Raw genomic sequence first — 19,566 nt, forward strand, 5'->3', positions numbered from 1 at the left:
GCTACTCGTCGAAGTCGGGGTCCGGGCCGCCGTAGACAAGGTGCTCCGCGTCGGCGGGGATCCAGGGGCCGGGCTGCGTCGCCCACCCGGCGTCGTAGCGCCCCACCGCCTCGACGAACTCCGCCGGCGGCCGGTACTCGTGCGCGGTCACGTAGTGCCAGATCAGCGCCGGCGCCGCGAACATCACGCCCGGCCCGGCCGGCACCCGGATCTCGTGGTACGCCAGGAAGCTCCGGCCCGGCCGCGGATCGACGATGCCGCGGCCCTCGCCGGGCGGGCAGAACTCGCAGTCGTGCAGGCCGCGGTACTGGTTGACGGACGGATTGCCGATCGCGTCGAGCAACGCGCCGGCGAACCAGTCCGGCACCGGGCCCCGCTCGAACGGGTGCTCCGCGCTCAGCCAGCCGACGTTGCGCCGCTCGTACTCCGGGCGGTAGTCCACGTAGCCCCAGTCGTACTGCAGCGTGTCGGTGTCGTCGTCGCCGCCGTAGGCGTAGGGCGTCAGGTCCGCGAAGTAGGTCACGGCGCACGGTACAGCAACCGGCGTCACCCGAGCTGCCCTCAACGCAACCCTTAGGATGCGGGGGTAGCGGGCCGGAGATGGTCACGGGGTTCGGCGGTTCCGGGGTTCGAGTCCTCGGCGGCCCACGTGCGCGATGAGTCTGCCGGTGGCACGGCGGTTGGCGGTGGCGAAGCCGAAATTGTCGGTCGTGACGACGACCTGTTCGTGCTGCGCTCGTTCGTGGATCGATCAGGGGGTGTGGGCGGCGCCCTGTTGCTGTTCGGCGAGCCCGGTGTCGGCAAGACGGTACTGCTGGGGGCCGCGACCGGGTACGCCACGGCGGCGGGGACGCGGATTCTGGTGGCTTCCGGCACGCAGTTCGAGGCGGCGTACAGCTTCGCGGCCCTGCACCAGGCGCTGCGCCCGTTGATCGAGGATCTCGCGGGGTTGAGCCCGGCGCACCGGCGGACGCTCGGTGTCGCGTTGGGCGTTCGCCACGGGTCGCCGCCCGGCCTGCTGATGATCGCCAATGCGGCTCTGGCGCTGCTCGACCGGGCGGCGGCGGGTGGGCCGGTGCTGCTGATGCTCGATGATCTGCAGTGGCTGGATCGGGCGAGCGCCATGGTGTTCGCGATCCTCGCGCGCCGCCTGCCGGCCCGGGTCGGGCTGCTGGCGGCGTACCGGATCGGGGAGGAGAGCTTCTTCGACCGGGCGGGGCTGCGGGAGCACGAGGTCCGGCCGCTCGACGAGCGGGCCGCGACGACGCTGGTCGCCCAGCGGTTTCCGGCATTGGCTCCCCGGGTCCGGCGGCGCCTGCTCGCGGAGGCCCAGGGCAACCCGCTGGCGCTGCTGGAGCTTCCGCTGGCGCTCACCGATCGCCAGCAGTCCGGAATGGGATCGCTGCCCGAGGTACTCCCGCTGAACCGCCGCCTCCAGGCGGCATTCGAGTCGCGGGTGCGAGGTCTGCCCGAACCGACCCGGCACCTCCTGCTGCTGGCCGCCTTGGACGGCACGGGCAGGCTGGACACGCTCGCCACCGGTGACGGGGGCCTCGCGGCGCTGGCCCCGGCCGAGCGGGCCGGCCTGGTCCACGTCGACGAGCACGCCGGCACTGTGGCGTTCCACCACCCGCTGACCCGGTCGGCGGTGGTCGATCTCTCCACGGTGGACGATCGCGTGCGCGCGCACGCCGATCTTGCCGGGAGCTTGGCGCACCGCCCGGAACGGCGCGCCTGGCACCTGGCCCAGGCGACCATCGGCACCGACGAAGGGGTGGCCCGCCTGCTCGAGGACGCCGCGCACACGGCCCGCAGCCGTGGTGACGCCGCCGGGGCGGTCACCGCCCTGCTGTATGCCGCCGACCTCAGCCCGGCGGGCGCCGACCGCGGCCGCCGGCTCGCCGAAGCGGCGTACCTCGGCGCGGTCGTGACCGGTGACCTGCGCGATGTCCCCCGCCTGCTCGCCGATGCCCGCGAGAGCGACGGCGACCGGCCGCTCGTGTCCGCGGTCGCCGCCGCGCATCACCTGCTGCTCAGCGGGGAAGGCGACGTCGACACCGCCCACCGGCTCCTGGTCGGCGCCATCGAGATGCAGCCGACGCCGTACGACGGCGGCAACGCCACCCTGGTCGAGGCGCTCTACACCCTCGGCTGGGTGTGCTACTTCGGCGGGCGGGCCGAGCTGTGGGAGCCGTTCCGCGCCGCGTTCGCCCGGCTCACTCCTCCGGTGCCCGAGCTGCTCGCGCTGCTGGCCGGGACGTTCGCCGACCCGGCGCGCACCGCGCCGGCGTTGCTCGGCCGCCTCGACCGGGCGATCGCCGACCTGACCGACCAGGCCGACCCGGTGTGGAGCGTCAGGGTCGGCCTGTCCGCGATGTTCGTCGACCGGCTCACGTTCTGCCGCACCGCGCTGACCCGCATCCTGAGCGACGACCGCGGCGCGGCCGTCACCCTGTCCCTGCATGCCCGTTCCCTGCTCGGCCTGGACCAGATGATGACCGGCGAGTGGGACGAGATGCGGCCGCTCGCCGAGGAACACGTCGCACTGTGCCGCACCCACAACTACCGGCTGCTGGAATGCATCGGCCTGTACCTGCTGGCGATGCTGGCCGCCGCGCGCGGCGAGCACGAGACCGTCAAGCGGCTCACCGACCGGATGACGATGTGGGCCACCCCGCGCCGCGCCGGCCTCGTCCCGCGTATCGCCGCCCAGGCGATGCTGACGGATGCGCTCGGCCGCGGGGACTTCGAGGAGGCGTACCGGCACGCCACGGTGATCACCCCCGTCGGTGAGCTGGCCGACCACGTGCCGCACGCACTCTGGGTGATCATGGATGTGGTGGAGGCGGCGGTGCGTTCCGGACGAAGCGCCGAGGCGGCAGCGCACGTCTCCGCGGCCCGCGCCTCCGGCGTGGCCGGGGTGTCCGCTCGGCTGGCCATGACCATCGAAGGGGCCGCCGCCCTGGTCGCGACCGACGAGGAGGCGCCGGCCCGGTTCGCTGCGGCGCTCGCCGTCACGGGCGGCGAGCGCTGGCCGTTCGATCGCGCCCGGATCGCGCTCGCCTACGGCGAACGGCTGCGGCGCGGCAAGGCCCCGACCGAGGCCCGCCGGCACCTGACCGCCGCCCTGGACACCTTCCAGCGGCTGGACGCCCGCCCATGGGCGGCACGTGCGGCGGCCGAACTGCGCGCGACCGGCCAGACCGCGGGTCACCTGGCCCCGGCCGGTCCGGGCGCGCTGACGCCGCAGCAACGCGAGATCGCCGAGCTCGCGGCCGCCGGCCTGACCAACAAGCAGATCGGCGAACGGCTCTTCCTGTCGCCCCGGACAGTCGGTACCCACCTGTACCAGACCTTCCCGAAACTGGGGATCACCTCACGCGCGGCCCTCCGGGATGCGCTGGCGGACACCGGCGCCACCGAGCCGCCGGCGTCGAGCGCTTGACGCGGACCAGTCATTTGACGCAATCGACCGGAGCCGCCGGCCGCCTACCGTCACTCGCGTCGCACCGATCCAGCGCATGAGGAGTGATAGGTCATGACCTCGCCAGCAGTCTCCAACGTCGTGCTCGTCCACGGCGGCTTCGTCGACGGGTCCGGCTGGCAGCCGGTGTACGACCGGCTGACGCGGGAGGGGTACCGCGTCAGCGTCGTGCAGAACCCCACCTTGTCGCTCGACGGCGACGTCGAGGCGACCCGGCTCGTCCTCGACCGTCAGGACGGTCCCGCGATCCTGGTCGGGCACTCGTACGGCGGAGCCGTGATCAGCGAGGCCGGCAACCACCCGCGGGTGGCCGCGTTGGTGTACATCGCCGCGTTCGCGCCCGACAAGGGCGAGTCGGTGAACTCCCTCATCGCCGATCCGCCCCCGGGTGCACCGGTCCCGCCGATCCTGCCGCCCGTCGACGGTTTCCTCTTCCTCGACCGGGAGAAGTTCCACGCCTCGTTCGCCGGTGACCTTCCGGCCGACCAGGCCACGTTCCTCGCCGACTCGCAGGTGCCGTGGGGCGTGGACGCGTTGGCCGGCGCCGTCAACGAACCCGCGTGGCGTACCAAGCCCAGCTGGTACCTGGTCGCCACCGACGACCGGATGATCCCGCCGCCGGCCCAGCGGGCGATGTCCGAACGCGCGGGCTCGGCCGTCGTCGAGGTCGCCGGCAGCCACGCCATCTACGTCTCCCAACCCGACGCGGTCGCCGACCTGATCAGGCGCGCGGCAGCCGGCAGCTGAACCACCGGGGCACACGCTCGCGCAGCGCGGCCGCCCTCGGTCGCGCCAGCGCGGGCGCACCCTGTGCTAGCGCATCTCCCGGAACGCACGGCGCACCTGGTCGACGAACAGGTCCGGTTGTTCGAACGCGGCGAAGTGGCCGCCCCGGTCGGGCTGCTCGTAGAAGCGCAGGTCGGCGTACTGCCGCTCGCACCAGCGCCGCGACGGCCGCGTGATCTCCTTCGGGAACACCGAGACGCCGACCGGCACGCTCACCCGCGGGACCTGCCACCCGCCGCCGCGCGCGAACCCGTCCTCCCAGTAGATGCGCGCCGATGAGGCGCCGGTCCCGGTGTGCCAGTAGACGCTGATGTCGTCGAGGATCTGGTCGCGGGTCAGGGCGGTGAGCGGGTCGCCGGCGTGGTCGGTCCACGCCCAGAACTTCTCGGCGATCCAGGCGCATTGGCCGACCGGCGAGTCGACCAGCGCGTAGCCGATCGTCTGCGGGCGGGTCGCCTGCTCCAGGGCGTAGCCGCTCCCCCATGCCCTGTGGTACGCCTGGTCGGCGAGGCTGCGCCGTTCGAAGTCGGTCAGCTCCTCGGCGGTGTCCGCTGTGGACGGTGGGACGGCCCGCGGCGCGAAGTTGAGGTGGATGCCGACGACACGGTCGGGATGTTGCGCGGCCAGGTGGGTCGTCACCGTCGCACCCCAGTCGCCGCCCTGCGCGCCGAAGGTCTCATAGCCGAGCCGGCTCATCAGCACCGCCCACGCCGCGGCGATGCGGGGCGGTCCCCAGCCCGGCTCGACCGGCTTCCCGCTGAACGCGAACCCGGGCAGCGACGGGCACACCACGTGGAAGGCGTCGGCGGCGTCGCCGCCGTGTGCGACCGGGTCGGTGAGCGGGCCGAGGACGTCGAGGAACTCCACGACGGAGCCCGGCCAGCCGTGTGTCAGCACGAGCGGCAGCGCGTCCGGTTGCGGCGACCGGACGTGGAGCAGATGGATGCCGAGCCCGTCCACGTCGGTGACGAACTGCGGCACGCTGTTGATCCGGTGCTCGAAGCGGCGCCAGTCGTAGCCGCCGGCCCAGTAGTCGCACAGCTCCCGCAGCCAGCCGGCGGGCACGCCCTGACTCCAGTCCGGCACCGTCGCCGGTTCCGGCCAGCGCGCCCGGGTCAGCCGGCGCCGCAGGTCGTCGAGGGCGTCGTCGGGGACGTTCACGGTGAACTCCTCCACGGCGCCACCGTAGGCCGGGCGGGTGCCGCCGCCGGGTCGTTACGGGCCCGCTCACCCGCCGGTCCCCCTTCGGCCGGGGTGGCGTAGTCGGTGCGGCAGCGGGTAGGCCAGCCCGTATGAGGCTCGGGTATGTCTTGTCCTGCGAGGAGAACGGGCCGGCGGACCTGATCGAACGGGCCACGGCGGCCGAGCAGGCCGGCTTCGAGGCGCTGTGGATCTCCGACCACTACCATCCCTGGCTGGACGAGCAGGGCCAGTGCCCGTTCGTCTGGTCGATGATCGGCGCGCTCAGCCAGGTCTGCTCACTGCCGATCACCACCGCGGTGACCTGTCCCACGGTTCGCATCCACCCGGCGGTCGTCGCCCAGGCTGCGGCGACCAGCGCGGTGCTCACGGGCGGGAAGTTCACCCTGGGAGTGGGCACCGGTGAAGCCCTCAACGAGCACATCCTCGGCGACCCCTGGCCGCCGGCCGGCGTCCGCCTCGCCATGCTCGAAGAGGCCGTCGAGGTCATGCGCAAGCTGTGGACCGGAAGGGTCGTCACTCACCACGGTGCGCACTACACCGTGGAGAACGCGCGGATCTACACGCTGCCCGATCAGCCGCCGAAGGTGTACATGTCCGCCCTCGGACCGAAGGCCGTCAAGCTCGCCGCGCGGATCGCCGACGGGTACATCGGCGTCACGCCGGAGCCCGAGCTGGTGCAGCGGTTCCGTGCCGGCGGAGGCGGATCCAAACCCACCCAGGCCGCCTTCTTCGGGTGCTACGCCCGGACCGAGGGCGAGGCGCTGCGCATCGCGCACGAGAAGTGGCGCAACATGGCCCTACCCGGGGAACTGACCGTGGTACTGCCGTCACCCCGCCACTTCGAGCAGGCAAGCCGCCTGGTCACGCCGGACATGCTCAAGGACGTGGTCGTGCTCGGCCCGGACCCCGACCGCCACCTGGCCATGATCGAGCAGTACGACAGGGCCGGCTACGACGAGGTGTACGTCGCCAACGTCGGCCCGCATTACCAAGAGTTCTGCAGCATGTACGCCACCGAGGTCCTGCCCCGCGTGCGACGGCGGGAGACCGTCGGCGCCTGACGCGTGTCGTCGCGGTGGGCACGGCGTGGATGCGGGATGTGGGGACCGGTATCAAGTCGCGCAGAGGTAGCCGAACTCGTTGTTGCAACTCGTTGTTTCAAGGAGGTGGGCGTCATGGGACAGCTCGATGGGAAGACGACGCTGGTGACCGGTGGTTCGGCCGGAATCGGTCTGGCTATCGCTCGCCGGTTCGCCGCCGAAGGCGCCGTCGTGTACCTCACCGGCCGGCACAAGGAGGAGCTGGACGCGGCCGTGGAAGCCGTCGGCGAACGGGCCATCGGCGTCCAGGGCGATGTGTCGAGGCTCGTTGATCTCGACCGGCTCTTCACGACCATCGAGACGCGCAGTGGACGGCTGGACGTGGTGGTGGCCAACGCCGGGATCGGCGAGCTGGCCCGGCTCGGGGAGATCACCGAGGAGCAGTACAACAGGGCTTTCGACGTCAACGTCAAGGGGACCCTCTTCACGGTCCAGAAGGCACTCCCCCTGATGCCGCGTGGCGCTTCGGTGATCGTGCTCGCGTCCACCAATGCGTCGATGGGTGTGGAGGCGATGAGCGTCTACAGCGCCACGAAGGCCGCCGATCGCAACTTCGCCCGCACCTGGGCCGCCGAGCTCGCGGGCCGCGGCATCCGGGTCAACGCCATCAGCCCGGGCCCGATCGAGACCCCCGGCATCCGCGGCCTGGGGGCCACGGCGCAGAGCGACCAGCAGTTGGCGGACGCCATGGGAGACCTGGTGCCGTTCGGCCGGCTCGGACGCGCCGACGAGGTCGCCGCCGCAGCCGTGTTCCTCGCCTCGGACCAGAGTTCGTTCACCACCGGAGCGGAGCTCTTCGTCGACGGCGGGCTGGTCCAGGTCTGAACCTCCGATCGCCGGCTCCCGCCCCGTCCGCCGACGGGATGCACTGGAGGAGCGTCCATGATTGATCGGATAGGGCTCGTCGTGCACGGCGGCCGGCCGGCGGCGCTCTCGGCCGCGGGGGACGTCCGCCGCTGGGCCGGCGAGCGGGGCATCGAGTGCGTCGACATCGACGTATGGGATTCCTCGCCCGAGGGCGGCCGCCTGAGCCCGGCGGACGAGGCCGCGCGCGCCGGCTACCCGGGTCTCATCGTCACTGTCGGCGGCGACGGCACGTTCCTGCGGGGCGTGCGGGTCGCGGCCGCCATCGACGCGATGGTGCTGGGCGTTGACGTCGGTCGCGTGGGATTCCTTACGGAGGTGGAGGCGAGCGACGTCGCCGCGGCGCTCGACGCCGTGCACACCGGGCAGTTCGCCGTCGACGCCCGGCTCACCTTGACCATGCGGGCCTCGCGCCCGCTGGAGATCCCCTCTGACATGCAGGTGTTGCTGCGCTACGGCCGTGGCCCGGCGCTACCGCCGCCGCGGGTTCGTCCGAGCGATGCGACGCAGGTGGGCTGGGGCGTGCCGCTCGACGTGATTGCGCTCAACGACGTGGTCTTCGAGAAGCTCGTGCGAAATCGTCAGGCGAGTCTCGCCGTCTACGTCAGCGGCCGGCTCTTCGCCTCCTACTCGGCCGACGCGCTGATCATCGCGACGTCGACCGGGTCGACCGCGTACAGCTTCGCCGCCGGCGGCCCGATCGTCTCGCCACATCTCGACGCGTTGGTCTTCACGCCGGTTGCCCCGCACATGGTCTTCAACCGCAGCCTCGTCCTCGCCGCGCGGGACCAGCGTGTCGCCGTCCGGGTCCTCGAGCGATCCGGGCGGGTGGCCGTCACCCTCGACGGCCAGCTCCGCGGCGTGCTGGACCCCGGCGACTGGGTCTCCGTCTACGCCGGGCCCCGGCGCGCCAAGCTCCTGCGCCTGGCGGACGTTGACTTCCTCGGCCGGGTCAGGGACCGGTTCCGGCTGACGGACTCGCCGGCCGCCCTCGCCGACGGCTCCGCACCGGTGATGTACAGCCCGGCCGAACCGCTGCCGCAGGACCTCAGGCACCCCGGCCCACCGGACATCCGCTGAGGTCCGAGCGACTACGCGACCGACGATGAAGGGACCTGCGACATGAAGGCGATACGGTTCGACACCTTCGGCGGCCCGGAGGTGCTGCACGTGGCCGAGGTTCCCGTGCCCGATCCAGGACCGCGGCAGGTACGGATCAGGGTCCGTGCGAGCGGGGTCAACCCGGTGGACTCCACGATCCGATCCGGCGCGATGCAGGCCATCATCCCGACCACGTTGCCGGCGATCCCCGGCATCGACGTCGCCGGCGTCGTCGACGCGGTCGGGGAAGATGTGACGGATGTTGCGGTGGGCGAGCCGGTGCTCGGCTGGGCCGACGCCCCGGCCGGTTCGTACGCCGAGTACGCCCTGGCCAGCCGGATCGCTCACATCCCGGCCGGGCTGTCGTTCGCCGATGCGGCCACGTTGCCCACCGCCGGCGAGACCGCCGAGCGCGGCTTGGACCTCCTGGGAGTACGAGCCGGCGAGACCGTGCTCATCCACGGGGCCAGCGGGTCGGTGGGGACCATCGCCGTGCAGCTGGCTGTCGCCCGCGGCGCAACGGTCATCGGCACCGCGAGCGAAGAGAACCAGGACTATGTCCGGTCGTTGGGCGCCATCCCGATGCTCTACGGTGAGGGCCTCGTCGAGCGGGTTCGCGCATCGGGCCGGCAGGTCGACGCCGTGTTCGACGTGGCCGGCAAGGGTGCGCTCCACGACTCCATCGTGCTGCGCGGAGGAACCGACCGGATCATCACCATCGCCGACCCGGCCGCCGCGGAGCTGGGCGTGACGTTCAGTGCCGGCACGCCGAAGGACTGGTCCACGGGCGACCTGGCCGCATTGGCGGAGCTGGCCGCGCGCGGCCGGTTGACGACCGCGGTAGCCGGCACCTATCCGCTGGAACGCGCCGCCGAGGTGCAGCGGCTCAGCCAGGGAAGCCATGTTCACGGCAAACTCGTGCTCGTCCCCTGAGGGCGCGGTGACGGCGGCGCCCTGACCGCAGTGGTACCGCGGGCCGGGTGGCGGCCCGCGGTACCACGAAGGGTCTTACTTGGTGGCCTTCAGGCAGAGAACCGTGCCCTTCTGGCCCGGCTTGCCCTCCCAGTACGTGGCCGACGTGTCCGCCCACTGGTCGCAGACGTCCTTCGCGTCGACCTCGCTCTCGGTCTTGTTCTCGACCCGGCCGAGCACCGAGAAGTCCGCGTCGGCGCTGTCGCACTTGACGATCGACAGGTCGTTCGCACCCTTCTGGTGCAGGCAGTCGCCGACCTTGGCGTTCAGCGCGTCGTCGCGGCTGAGGTACCAGCCGACGCCGCCCAGCACGACCAGGACGACGAGCGAGATCACCAGCCGCGGGACCTTGATGCCCTTCTTGGCCGGCTGCGGCGCGACGGGCTGCTGCAGGGGCTGCTGCTCCTGCGGCGGCTGCTGCTGCTGGGGTGTGGTCATGGTATTGGTGCCTCCCGTTGAATGTGTACCGGGTAGGCCTACCGGGTCGAAACCGGTTCGTCGAGGGGTCGTCCGCTTTCTGACATGTGATCTTGATCGCCTGCACGGACTGCATCGGCGCGGGTACGGACGGGCGGCTCCCATTCCGGTTGCTCGATGTAACGCTGCAGGCAGCGGTACGTGACGCCGCCGGCCCGCGCTCAGCCTCGTCGTTGCGTGGCCCTGGTCTTCGCGGTGCGGGCGATCCACCGTCCGTCGCGGTATTCGACCTCGATCGGGTGGTCGAAGGTGGCGGTCACGTGCTCGCTGGTGAGCACCTCGCTGGTCGGGCCCGCCTCGACGATCCGGCCCCCGGAGAGCAGCAGTGCGTGGGTGGTCGTCTCGGGCAGTTCCTCGAGATGGTGGGTGACCAGGACCGACGTGAGGTCGGGATGGGTACGGGTGAGCAGGTCGATGGTGTCGAGCAGCTGTTCGCGGGCGGCGACGTCGAGGCCGGTGGAAGGCTCGTCGAGCAGCAGCAGTGCCGGGTCGGCGACGAGGGCCCGGGCGATCAGCGTGCGGCCACGCTCGCCCTGCGACAGGGTCGGCCAGATGTCCTCGGCCTTGCCGTCGAGGCCGAGCAGGCTGATCAGCTCGCGGGCACGGGCGAGCTCGGCGGGAGTGGGCCGCCAGCGCATCGGCGTCTCGATGGAGCCGGTGATGCCGGTCAGGACGACCTCGGTGACCGTCAGCGGGGAACGCAACGGGTGGCGCGGGTTGACGTGGCCGATCCGCCGGCGCAGGGCCTGGAGTTCGACGCGGCCGAGCTGGTGGCCGAGCACGTCGACGGTCCCGGTGGTGGGGTGGGTGACCGCACCGCAGAAGCCGAGGATGGTGCTCTTGCCCGCGCCGTTCGGGCCGAGCATCACCCAGTGCTCGCCGCGGGCGACGGTGAAGGACACGCCGTGCAGGATCTGCTTGCCGTCCCGCCGGAAGGTCACGTCGGCCAGGTCGAGGATCGTCGGCGGGAAGGTGCTGTGCGTCACGGGGAACCTCACGGGGTCAGGGCTGTTCGGACGGTTCGGGTGCGGCGGACTTGACCGAGGCGCTCAGCGCGTACGCCGCGTCGGCGGCGGCCTGCGGGTCGTGGTGCTGAATCGCGCGCAACAGCCGGGCATGGGTGGCGCCGACCTCGGGATCCTCCGGCAGCACGGCGGTGCGCTCGATGGACGCTTCGATCAGCTCGGCGACCGCGGCGTGCAGCCGGATGAGCAGCGGGTTGCCGCTGGAGTGGATGACCGCCCGGTGGAAGTCGGCATCGGCCTTGGAGTAGGCGGTCAGGTCGCCGGCGTCGTGCGCACGGCTCCTCGCGTCGAAGGCCGACACCAGGTCGGCGAGCGCCGCCGGGGTGGCGTGCTGGGCCGCGAGCCGGGCGCTGGCGGCTTCGAGGCCGGCCCGGGCGTCGAGGACGTGCTCGAGTGACGACAGGTCGTCGCGGGCCAGCAGCCCGGTGATCTCGTTGGTGGCGCGCACGTAGGTGCCGTCGCCGATCCGGGGTTCCAGCAGGCCCGTGATGCTCAGTCCGCGCAGCGCCTCCCGCACGGTCGCCCGGCTGACGTCGAGCTCGGCGGCCAGGTCGTGCTCGCCGGGGATCTTCCGCCCGACCGGCCACCGCCCGGAGGTGATCAGGTGGCGGAACTCGTCGCTGACCTGCGTGGCCAGCGGAACCCCCCGAACCGGCCCGCGCATCAGGAACGCTCCGTTGCCGAACGGGTCATGGTCGCCTCCGTCTTTCACCCGTCAGCCCGGGTCAGGACGCAACTGTAACGCAAATGCCTGACATCTGTACGGCGGGAGCCTCCAACGAAGTTCCAGCCGATTCCCAACCGTTGCCGCCATCGTGGAGCGCCACACGACGAAAGGGACTTCATGCGCAACATTCTTGTTACCGGCTCGGTTGACGGCATCGGCATGCGAACCGCGGCCCAGCTCCTCGCCGAGGGGCATCGCGTCGTCCTGCACGCCCGCAACGAGGAACGGGCGGCGATCGCCAAGGCGGCGTTCCCGGCGGCGGCCGGGATCGCGGTGGGCGATCTGCGCTCGCTCGACGAGACCAAGGCGCTCGCCGGGTCGCTGGCCGCCTTCGGACGCTTCGACACCATCGTGCACAACGCCGGGATCGCCCGGCTGGACAGCCCGGAGCGGGAACTGACCGGCGACGGGCTGGAGTCGACCTTCCAGGTCAACGTGCTCGCGCCGTACCTGCTGACGGCACTGCTCGCCCAGCCGGAGCGCCTCGTGTTCGTGTCATCGGCGATGGCCGCGGACGGTGTCGTCGACCTCGCCGACCTGCAGTACGACAGTCGCCCGTGGAACGGGACCGAGGTGTACTCCACCTCCAAGCTGCTGGACCTGATGCTGGCCGTCGCCGTCGCCCGTCGCTGGCCCGGGACCCTGAGCAACGCGGTCGACCCCGGGTGGGTGCGGACCAAGATGGGCGGCGACATGGCGCCGACGAGCCCCGGCGACGCCGCGCGGGCCCAGGTGCGCCTCGCTACCGGCACCGATCCCGACGTGCTGGTCAGCGGGCACTATTTCAGCGAGCGCGACTGGCGGCCGTCCGAGGCCAGCCTGGACCCGGCACTGCTGGACGACCTGCTCGCGCACTGCGGGAACCTCACCGGCGTCCAGCTGCCCGAGGACTCGAGCTCGCCGGCGACCACCACGCCCTCGACCCGCTGATCCCCGAACGGCGGGGCTGACCGGAGCCAGGCCATCGTCTGCTCCACCGAACGGTCCCGTCCGCGCGCCTCAGCCGCCGCGAACCGGTCCGGCGGGCTGCCCGACGGTATCTCCGCGAGGTAGCCCGCCAGTTCGGCGTCCATCGCCTCGGCCTGGTATCCCACGCGATCGCCCAGCGACCGCACCGTGCCGAGCAGTTCCGCCGCGTCTTCGGCCCGGCCCGCGCGGGCCATGAGATGCGCGTGCATCGCCACGCTCACCAGCCACCCGGTCGTGTCCGCGCCGCGGTGGGCCTCCTCGAGCATCCGCCGGACCAGCACCGCCGCCTGGCCGGGCCGGTCCAGCGACAGCTCGACCTTGCTCATCAACCACAGCGCGGACACCGTCGCCCAGCCGTGACCGCACAGGCCGGCCTCGCGCAGGGCGTTGGCGAGGGTCGCCTCGGCCTGCACCGCCAGGCCGGAGCGGCGCTGTGCCTCGCCGAGACACATCAGTGCCTCCGCCGCCGTGGCATGGTGACCCACCAGCTGGGCGAGTGCCAGTGCCTCGGCCGCGTGCTGCACCGCCGCGTGCACGGCGCCGTCGCCGGCCTCAAAGTACGCGATCGTCGCGAGGACCTGCGCCCGCACCCCCAGGTCCTCGGTGGCGGCACCGTGTCGCGCGGCCACCGCCAACGCCTCCGCGACCTGGCCACGCGCTCCGCTGACGTATCGCAGCAGCGCGAGCCCCATGGCGGCGCGGGCGGCCAGCGCGTGCCCGTGGATCCGCGGATCGGCCTGCCGCAGCGCGGGCTCCAGATAGTGCAGACCGTCATCGACGCGGCCCTGCCGGTACCAGAACCAGTACAGTCCACCGGCGATGCGCAGCACGGCCGCAGTGTCCCCTGCCGCGCTCGCCCTGCGCATCGCCGCACGCACGTTGTCGCTCTCGATGTGCAGCAACCGCATCCACGTGGGGCTGTCGGGCCCGCGCAGCTCGTCGCCGGCGACGTCCGCCAACTCCCGGATCCAGGCGGTGTGCCGGCCGCCCAGCGCGTCACGACGTTCGGCGGGTGTGCGGCGCAACGCGTACTGGCGGATGGTCTCCAGCATCCCGTAACGCCGATCGTCGCCGTTCACCACGGTCACGACGGTCACCAGCGACTTCTCCACCAGGCTGGTCAGGTCGACCAGGATGTCGCTCCGCCCGGTCACCGCCTTGGCCGCGGGCAACCCGAAACCGCCCTCGAACACCGCCAGCGCCTGCAGCGACTCCCGTTCCGGGTCGCTGAGCAGCTCGTACCACGAGTCCATCAGACCCAGCAGCGTGGTGTGCCGCGAGCTGGTGCGCTCCCCCGCCAGTAGCGCAAACCGGTCGTCGAGATGCTCCAGGATCTGTCGCGGCGACAGGACGCGGCACTGCGCGGCGGCGAACTCGATGGCCAGTGGCATACCGTCGAGGGCCGCGCAGAGGCGGGCGATCAGACGCCGCTCCTGCGCGCCCGGTGACCATCCGCCCAGCACGGCGGCGGCCCGCGCGATGAACAGCGCGACCGCCTCGCCCTCGACGCCGCTCGACAACGGCGGGACCTCGAACAGATGCTCGCCGTCGACGCGCAACGATTGGCGGCTGGTGGTCAGGACGCGGACATTCGGGCAGGCGCTGAGCAACGCGGACACGAGCGCACTGACGGCGTCGGCCAGGTGCTCGCAGTTGTCCAGGACGATCAGCATCGCACGCGAGCGCAGCGCCGCGATCAGGGTGTCGAGGCCACCCGTGCCGGTGATCTGCAGCGCCGCGCAGAGCCGCCCGGCAAGCACCGCGGGCTCGTGCAGGCCGGCCAGCTCGACGAACCACGGGCCGTCGGCGTCCCGGCGTGCAGCGGCCACCGCCAGTGCGAGCCTCGTCTTGCCCATGCCGCCCGCGCCGGTGAGTGTGACCAGGCGGTGCCGGCTCAACAGGTCGGACACCACCTGCCGTTCGCCGACCCGCCCCACCAGTGCCGAGATCGAATGCGGCAGGTTGCTCGAGCTCCTGGTGGCACCGCCGCGGTCGATGAACGGTGACGGTACCGGCGTGAACGCCTGATCCAGGATGTCGTGGTGCAACGCGGCCAGCTCCGGTCCGGGCTCGACGCCGAGCTCGTCCATCAGGCGGTGGCGCGCGTCTCCCAGCGCCGCCAGCGCGTCCCCCTGGCGGCCCGCCCGGTACAGCGCCTGCGCCAGCAACGCCCAGCCCCGCTCCCGCAGCGGGTGTTCGGCAAGGAACGCCCGCAGCTGGGCGGCGGCCGTTTCGTGCGCGCCCAACGCGATCAGCGCGGCCAGGCGGTGTTCCACGGCACCGGTCCGCAGCTCCTGGAGCCGTTGCGACTCCGCGACCACGAACTCGTGGTCCGCGCAGTCCGCGTACGCCGGCCCCCGCCAGAGGGCCAGCGCCTCATCGAAGCGGACCAGCGCGGACCTGGCGTCGCCGCCGGCCAGCAGGTCCCGTCCCTGGGTCACCGCCGTGCCGAACCGGTCGGCGTCGAGCGTGACCAACTCCAGCCGCAGCGCGTAGCCGGCGCCGTCCCGGGTCAGCACCCGTCCCGGTTGCCGTGGCAGACGGCCGGGCTCGAGTGCCCGGCGCAGGACCGACAGGTAACCCTGCGCGGTGATCCGAGCACTCGGCGGCGGGTCGTGCGGCCACAGGCAGTCGACCAGCGCGTCGATCGACACGAACCGGCCGTTGGCGATGACCAGGCGGCACAGCAACGTACGCGGTGCCGGGCCGCCGACGGCGACGGCCCGGCCGTCGTGCAGCACGACGGTCGGGCCGAGCACACCGAGCGTCAGGTCCACCCGGGCATCGGATGCAACGGCAATGTTCACGACACCTCACGTGCAGTCTGGATCTTTGTCAGCTAGCCCAAAGGTTCCCAATGCACGATTCGGCTGTCAGCCGTATGTATGACACCTCAGCCTCAGCCAGGCTCGACCACCTGCCCGGAAGCCACCGGTGACGTCCGGTTCTCAGTGCAGAATTCGCAGCTCGTTGTTGGTGTCGTCCACGAAGTAGACGCCGCGGTTGTCCGGGGCGACAGCGAGGCCGAACAGCGCGCCCGCGCCGAGGTCGTCGAGGGTGCGGAACGCGACCTGCTTCCTCAGCAGCGGGTTGGTCTCGACGATGTTCCCGTCGCCGCCGTTGACGGTGAGCACGTTGCCGTTGGGCGCGATCGCCAGGCCGAGCGGGCCGTTCAGGTGATCGCCCTCGGTGACGGTACGGCCGGTGCCCGCGCTCGTCCAGCGCACGCCCGCGAACGGGATGGCGGCGATGCGGCTGGCGACGGTGTCGGCGACGTACAGCGTGCCGTCCTTGCCAAGGCCCACCCCGGTCGGGCCGATGATCAACGCGTTCGGGTCGGTCTGCTCCGTGAAGCCCGAGGCGATAGTGGTGGTCTTGCGCAGGACCGGCGGCCGGTCGCCCTCGATCTTCAGCTCGAGGCGCAGCACGGTTCCCTGGTTGGTGGTGGGAGGCTGGCCGCCGACGATCCCGTTGAGGACGTTCGTGACGAAGAGGTTGACCAGCCCGCCCCGGTCGTCAGCGGTCATGTCCCACGGGCCGTTGATGCCGTTGCCCGAGAACGTCTCGCGGACGGTACCCGTGCTGTCGAGGACAAGCAGGCAGCCCGGCTGGGCCGTCGCGGAGGTGCCGTCCGTCGTGGGCAGGCTACCCACGATCACCCAGCCGGTACGCAGAGCCACGAGCGCGGTGGTCAGCCCGACGCCGCCCGGGCACGCGCCCGGCAGGCTGCCGGCGTCGATCTGGGCGAACAGGCTGACGTTGCCCCCGGGGCTGACCTGCACGATCGTCGTGCCCAGGCCTTGCTTGTTGTCCGAGTTGTTGAAGTTGCTGACGAGCACGTCGCCCTTGTGCAGCTTGTCCTTGCTGCGTGGGACCACCGCGACGCCGTACGGATTGACGTCCCCATTGTCCGGCACCGTCGACGCGACGACGTCGACCTTGTTGAACTGATTGATGAACGGTGCCCCGAAGTGCCAGTCGTCCGTCGAATGGGCGCCGGCGCTCGGGGCGAACGCTCCGACCGCCAGCGCGGTCGCCGCCGCGAAAATGCCGGCCTTTGCTGTGAACCTCACGATTCGTGTTGCCTTCCTACGCTCGTGGATCATGCGACTCGGGCGCCCGGAGCCCGCAATTGCGCGCGGCTCTCCGATCGCCAGGGTCAACCAGGAATGCGCCCGCCTCCGCCCGGACATACAGCAGCTGAGGTTCATGGGTCGCGGTGCCGTCGCTTCCCGGATTCCTCCGGCGGAAACGCACAATCCCGGGCGTGGATGCGAAATCAGTGGATAGGTTCGAGAATACGCTGGATATGCAGAATGTACGTTTTCTGCCCCCACGCGGCTCGCCAGTGGTCCTCCGTTGCGAGCATGCCGGCGGCAGCGCGCGTGAGCCGCCACTTGCCGACCGATGGTCCACAACGGTGAGATCATCCGATGATCGATCTGGCGCGCGTGGCGAGATGGTGTTCCGGCGTGACGAAGTCGCGGGCGTTCGAGGTGGCGATCGTGCTGCTGGTCGGCGCCAACGCACTGGTCCTCGCCGTCGAGACCTATCCGCACCCGGGCGCGATCGGCACCGCGCTGGACGAGCTGGAATGGGGCTTCCGCATCGCGTTCGTCACCGAGATCGCGATCCGCATCCTCGCCCACGGCCGCCGGCCGCAGGACTTCTTCAAGCAGGGCTGGAACGTCTTCGACTTCCTCGTGATCGCGTCCGCGTTCGTGCCCGGCCTCCACGGCGACTCCGCTGCCCTCCGGGTCATCCGCATCGCCCGCGTGGTCCGCCTGGTCCGTTTCTCCCCCGGCCTGCGCACGATCGTGACCGCGTTGCTGCGCAGCCTCCCCGGCGTCGGTGGCTTCCTCGCCCTGGCGCTGGTGTCGCTGTACGTCTACGGGATGGCCGGCTGGCTGATCTTCGGCGACGTCTATCCGCAGGACTACGGGACCATCGGCCGCGCGGTGCTGACGCTGTTCGTGCTGCTGTCCCTGGAGAACCTGCCGGACCTGATCCAGAAGGGGGTGGAGTTCTCACCCTGGACCCTCGTCTACTACGTGAGCTACGTGCTGCTGACCGCCAATCTGCTGATGAACATCCTCATCGCCGTCATCGTGAACTCGATGGAGGAGGCCCGCCGGCTCGAGATGACCGACGGCCTGTCGCCGGACTACGACGTCGACGGCGACGGCGTGCCCGACGAGATCGACCGGATCGCGGTCAGCCAGCGCCTCGATGACCTGCGCGCGCTCGTGCAGGAGCTGGAGCGGGATCTGCGCATCGACCGTGGGCCCGGCGGCACGTAATGTTCCCGATCGGTCGTGCTCCAGCCGCAGTGAGCGGGTCGAGCCTGCTCAGCCCCGGTCGTGGGCCGGCGGGCGGGCGCCGCGGAAGCCGTTGTCAGCCGCCCTCCGGCAGGGGAAGTTCCCGGCCGAGGCGGGCGAGCGGGGACAGGCCCATGAGCAGTGGTGACAGCATCATGCCGGCACCGGCCACCAGGATGGCGGTGCGCAGCCCCAGCTCGCCCGCGAGGAAGCCGCCGAGCAGCGAGCCGAGCGGGGTCAGGCCCATCCCGACGAACGTGATCGTCGCGGCGGCCCGGCCCTGCATCCGGTCCGGGGTCACGGCCTGCCGGACGGCCATGACCGTGACGTTGACCAGCTGCCCGAAGGTGCCGTACCCGAAGTTGACCGCGATGAGCAGGGGGATCGTCACCGCCGGGGGGCCGTGCAGCGCGGGCACGAACAGCAGCACGCCGTCGCCGATCACCGCCGCGGATACCAGCACCGCGCCGTAACCGAACCGGCTCGGCAGGCGGGCGGCGAGCAGCGAGCCCACGAGCGCCCCCGGCCCGGTCGCCGCAAGGACGAGCCCGACGGCGCCGCCCGGCAGGTGCAGCCCCCGGGTCAGGAAGATCAGGTAGGCGGTCATCACGGCGGCGAAGGAGAACTGGAACGCGGCCGAGGCGAGGCAGATTGTCCGCAACGAGGTGTCGGCGACGACGAAGCGGAGTCCCTCGTGGATCCGCCGCCACAGCCGGGCGGGCCGGCCCACGTGCTCGGGGATCGCCTCGCGGTGCCGGATCCGCGCGATCGACACGAACGACCACGCGAACAGCAGCGCGTTGGAGGCGGCCGCGATCGGCGCCGACAGCAGCGACACCAGCGCCCCGCCGAGCGCCGGGCCGCCGATCTGGGCCGCGGACCGGCTGCCCTCGATCGCGCTGTTGCCGCGCAGTAGCCGGTCGCGTGGCAGCATCCGTACCAGAAAGGCTTGATAGGCAACGTCGAAGAACACCGACAGCGTCCCGACGGCGAAGGCTACGACGAGCAGCGTCGGCAGCCCGAGCCCGCCGATGACGGCGGCCGCGGCGGCTCCCCCGAGCACCAAGGTCCGGCCGAGGTCCGCCAGCACCATGACGGTCCGGCCGCGCCATCGGTCCACCCACGCGCCGACGAGGAGCGACAGCAGCAGCAGTGGCGCCTGCCCGACCGCGCGCAGGACGCCGAGTTGGCCCGGGTCGACGTCGAGTGTCAGGACGGCGAGCAGCGGCACGATCACCAGGCTCGCGTGCTCGCCCAGTTGCGAGGCCGTCTGACCGAGCCAAAGCCTGCGGAAGTCGGCGCTGCGCCACAGCGTCGATGTAACGGACTGCCCGGAATCGGATACCGCCGAGGAAGCGGACGACACAGGAAACCCCTTTGGGGTAGCCGAAGACAAGGGCCCGTCCAACCGCGTCTGCGAAAGACGCAGTGACAATGAAGACGGGTGTGCTCGCTGTGCCGCGCGATTCGGGGCAGCACGCGATGACCGGGCCGATGTACGGCCGATGCGTCAACGCGTGCGCGGGCGACCGGGCATCCT

Annotated in this window: 15 protein-coding genes and 1 pseudogene; 8 read left to right on the forward strand and 8 right to left on the reverse strand. The window is 71.6% G+C overall.

The features are described from left to right. Nucleotide 1: 1 nt before the first annotated feature. Nucleotides 2-523: a DUF7919 family protein gene (locus tag ABD352_RS26545; protein WP_344615200.1), complete on the reverse strand. Its 522-nt coding sequence runs from the start codon at nucleotides 521-523 to the stop codon at nucleotides 2-4. A 126-nt stretch (nucleotides 524-649) separates the two neighbouring features. On the opposite strand from ABD352_RS26545, the gene ABD352_RS26550 reads away from it, so the two are divergent. Continuing rightward, nucleotides 650-3,445 carry a helix-turn-helix transcriptional regulator gene (locus tag ABD352_RS26550; RefSeq protein ID WP_344615201.1) on the forward strand — a complete coding sequence of 932 codons (2,796 nt, stop codon included), beginning with the start codon at nucleotides 650-652 and terminating at the stop codon, nucleotides 3,443-3,445. A gap of 93 nt (nucleotides 3,446-3,538) precedes the next feature. Then, a complete protein-coding gene (locus ABD352_RS26555; protein WP_344615202.1) occupies nucleotides 3,539-4,231 on the forward strand; it encodes an alpha/beta fold hydrolase in 693 nt (230 codons plus the stop codon). A 66-nt stretch (nucleotides 4,232-4,297) separates the two neighbouring features. Here the strand turns inward: ABD352_RS26555 and ABD352_RS26560 are convergent, their stop codons facing one another. Further along, nucleotides 4,298-5,446, reverse strand: a complete 1,149-nt coding sequence (locus ABD352_RS26560) for an epoxide hydrolase family protein (protein WP_344615203.1) — start codon at nucleotides 5,444-5,446, stop codon at nucleotides 4,298-4,300. Between the two features lie 116 nt (nucleotides 5,447-5,562). Here ABD352_RS26560 and ABD352_RS26565 point away from each other — a divergent pair, with 116 nt between their 5' ends. From ABD352_RS26565 to ABD352_RS26580, 4 genes are all read left to right on the forward strand, one after another. Then, on the forward strand, nucleotides 5,563-6,534 hold the full coding sequence (locus tag ABD352_RS26565) for a TIGR03557 family F420-dependent LLM class oxidoreductase (protein WP_344615204.1): 972 nt from the start codon (nucleotides 5,563-5,565) through the stop codon (nucleotides 6,532-6,534). Between the two features lie 114 nt (nucleotides 6,535-6,648). Further along, nucleotides 6,649-7,398: an SDR family NAD(P)-dependent oxidoreductase gene (locus ABD352_RS26570; protein WP_344615205.1), complete on the forward strand. Its 750-nt coding sequence runs from the start codon at nucleotides 6,649-6,651 to the stop codon at nucleotides 7,396-7,398. 57 nt (nucleotides 7,399-7,455) lie between these two features. Then, nucleotides 7,456-8,517: an NAD(+)/NADH kinase gene (locus tag ABD352_RS26575; RefSeq protein WP_344615206.1), complete on the forward strand. Its 1,062-nt coding sequence runs from the start codon at nucleotides 7,456-7,458 to the stop codon at nucleotides 8,515-8,517. Nucleotides 8,518-8,559: 42 nt separating this feature from the next. Beyond that, complete coding sequence (locus ABD352_RS26580) at nucleotides 8,560-9,471, forward strand: NADP-dependent oxidoreductase (protein ID WP_344615207.1); 912 nt, start codon at nucleotides 8,560-8,562, stop codon at nucleotides 9,469-9,471. Between the two features lie 75 nt (nucleotides 9,472-9,546). Here ABD352_RS26580 and ABD352_RS26585 read toward each other — a convergent pair whose 3' ends face one another. From ABD352_RS26585 to ABD352_RS26595, 3 genes are all read right to left on the reverse strand, one after another. Then, on the reverse strand, nucleotides 9,547-9,948 hold the full coding sequence (locus tag ABD352_RS26585) for an LppU/SCO3897 family protein (protein ID WP_344615208.1): 402 nt from the start codon (nucleotides 9,946-9,948) through the stop codon (nucleotides 9,547-9,549). Between the two features lie 200 nt (nucleotides 9,949-10,148). After that, nucleotides 10,149-10,973, reverse strand: a complete 825-nt coding sequence (locus tag ABD352_RS26590) for an ABC transporter ATP-binding protein (RefSeq protein ID WP_344615209.1) — start codon at nucleotides 10,971-10,973, stop codon at nucleotides 10,149-10,151. Between the two features lie 16 nt (nucleotides 10,974-10,989). After that, nucleotides 10,990-11,676, reverse strand: coding sequence for a FadR/GntR family transcriptional regulator (locus ABD352_RS26595; protein ID WP_344615210.1), 687 nt, complete (start codon nucleotides 11,674-11,676; stop codon nucleotides 10,990-10,992). A 180-nt stretch (nucleotides 11,677-11,856) separates the two neighbouring features. Between ABD352_RS26595 and ABD352_RS26600 the strand changes: the two genes are divergently transcribed. Further along, the gene (locus tag ABD352_RS26600; RefSeq protein ID WP_344615211.1) at nucleotides 11,857-12,669 is read left to right on the forward strand and encodes an SDR family NAD(P)-dependent oxidoreductase; all 813 of its coding nucleotides are present in this window, start codon (nucleotides 11,857-11,859) and stop codon (nucleotides 12,667-12,669) included. 2,081 nt (nucleotides 12,670-14,750) lie between these two features. On the opposite strand, the pseudogene ABD352_RS26605 reads toward ABD352_RS26600, so the two are convergent. Both ABD352_RS26605 and ABD352_RS26610 read right to left on the reverse strand, forming a co-directional pair. Then, nucleotides 14,751-15,515: pseudogene (locus ABD352_RS26605) on the reverse strand (AfsR/SARP family transcriptional regulator); the annotation flags it as partial. Between the two features lie 141 nt (nucleotides 15,516-15,656). After that, nucleotides 15,657-16,781, reverse strand: coding sequence for an NHL repeat-containing protein (locus ABD352_RS26610; protein ID WP_344615212.1), 1,125 nt, complete (start codon nucleotides 16,779-16,781; stop codon nucleotides 15,657-15,659). Nucleotides 16,782-17,180: 399 nt separating this feature from the next. On the opposite strand from ABD352_RS26610, the gene ABD352_RS26615 reads away from it, so the two are divergent. Further along, nucleotides 17,181-18,008: an ion transporter gene (locus ABD352_RS26615; RefSeq protein ID WP_344615213.1), complete on the forward strand. Its 828-nt coding sequence runs from the start codon at nucleotides 17,181-17,183 to the stop codon at nucleotides 18,006-18,008. Between the two features lie 94 nt (nucleotides 18,009-18,102). On the opposite strand, the gene ABD352_RS26620 is transcribed toward ABD352_RS26615, so the two are convergent. Continuing rightward, on the reverse strand, nucleotides 18,103-19,392 hold the full coding sequence (locus tag ABD352_RS26620; protein WP_344615214.1) for an MFS transporter: 1,290 nt from the start codon (nucleotides 19,390-19,392) through the stop codon (nucleotides 18,103-18,105). Between the last annotated feature and the right edge of the window lie 174 nt (nucleotides 19,393-19,566).

Source organism: Dactylosporangium salmoneum, assembly GCF_039532525.1.
GTDB lineage: Bacteria > Actinomycetota > Actinomycetes > Mycobacteriales > Micromonosporaceae > Dactylosporangium > Dactylosporangium salmoneum.

What these genes read in the sequence shown, in the direction of transcription:
- ABD352_RS26565 (WP_344615204.1), top strand. Translation starts at nt 5,563, where the DNA reads ATGAGGCTCGGGTATGTCTTGTCCTGCGAGGAGAACGGGCCGGCGGAC.
- ABD352_RS26585 (WP_344615208.1), bottom strand. Translation starts at nt 9,948, where the DNA reads ATGACCACACCCCAGCAGCAGCAGCCGCCGCAGGAGCAGCAGCCCCTG.
- ABD352_RS26570 (WP_344615205.1), top strand. Translation starts at nt 6,649, where the DNA reads ATGGGACAGCTCGATGGGAAGACGACGCTGGTGACCGGTGGTTCGGCC.
- ABD352_RS26580 (WP_344615207.1), top strand. Translation starts at nt 8,560, where the DNA reads ATGAAGGCGATACGGTTCGACACCTTCGGCGGCCCGGAGGTGCTGCAC.
- ABD352_RS26600 (WP_344615211.1), top strand. Translation starts at nt 11,857, where the DNA reads ATGCGCAACATTCTTGTTACCGGCTCGGTTGACGGCATCGGCATGCGA.
- ABD352_RS26555 (WP_344615202.1), top strand. Translation starts at nt 3,539, where the DNA reads ATGACCTCGCCAGCAGTCTCCAACGTCGTGCTCGTCCACGGCGGCTTC.
- ABD352_RS26595 (WP_344615210.1), bottom strand. Translation starts at nt 11,676, where the DNA reads ATGCGCGGGCCGGTTCGGGGGGTTCCGCTGGCCACGCAGGTCAGCGAC.
- ABD352_RS26575 (WP_344615206.1), top strand. Translation starts at nt 7,456, where the DNA reads ATGATTGATCGGATAGGGCTCGTCGTGCACGGCGGCCGGCCGGCGGCG.